The organism is Heliobacterium chlorum (assembly GCF_014502795.1).
Taxonomy (GTDB): domain Bacteria; phylum Bacillota; class Desulfitobacteriia; order Heliobacteriales; family Heliobacteriaceae; genus Heliobacterium; species Heliobacterium chlorum.
The window spans coordinates 1-752 of record NZ_JACVHF010000126.1; the positions used below are offsets into that span (position 1 = coordinate 1).

General features: G+C 46.1%; 1 protein-coding gene and 1 pseudogene. Both read left to right on the forward strand.

Translation table 11 applies throughout. From position 1 onward, the window contains the following. Positions 1–510: hypothetical protein (locus tag H1S01_RS20525; RefSeq protein WP_188042181.1), on the forward strand; the 510-nt coding region annotated here is incomplete at its 5' end. Beyond that, a pseudogene (locus H1S01_RS21275) lies at positions 507–752 on the forward strand (ATP-binding protein); the annotation flags it as partial. The gene H1S01_RS20525 and the pseudogene H1S01_RS21275, both read left to right, overlap by 4 nt.

The window sequence follows — 752 nt, forward strand, 5'->3', positions numbered from 1 at the left end:
TCCGATGTCAAAGAGCTCGACGTCGCGATGTCAAACACCTTTGACACTAACTATAACCATAGTAACAAGAACCATAACAACCAGAAACAAGATAACCAAACCGGTCGAGGATCACTGGCCGGAGAAGAAAAACAATATAACTTATCTCTGCCCAGAGATGTAATCCAATACTTCTGTCATCGTTACCGGAACCAGTATTTTGTCAACTATAACCCGGTTTGGAGCCGGGACATGAGTTGGATAAAGAAGAATCTGCTGTCTGCATATTCGCCAGTACAGATAAAAACGATCATTGACACCATCTTTCAAGAATATGACCAGCGTTGGAAGTCAAAGGCCAACCCACGTCCAGCGATCAATCAAATGGTCCATTGGTTAGCCCCGCAGGCTCTCGCTGTAGTTCAAGAAAAAGAGCGACAAAGCTCGTCAATTAGTGAAGTGAAAAAACATGGTGGTCGAAGTGTAGACGAGATTATGGCGCGATTGCAGCGGGGAAGTGAGGGGGAATGAGTATTATCAAGTGTTTACTCTCTCCTAAATGTAAAAAAGCGGGCCACGTTGCCCTGTGCCATGAGCACTGCTATGCCTACCTAAAACTACACGGGGAAAGCGGTAACGGAGGATTGTGGGGGCAAACAGGCATTCCTGTGGCGTATGGTCGAGTCCTGGCTGATACGATACCGTTTCAAAAAGACAATCCAGAAGCATTTCAATTGATCACTGCGTATTGCCGAAATGTGCTTCAGCGAGCC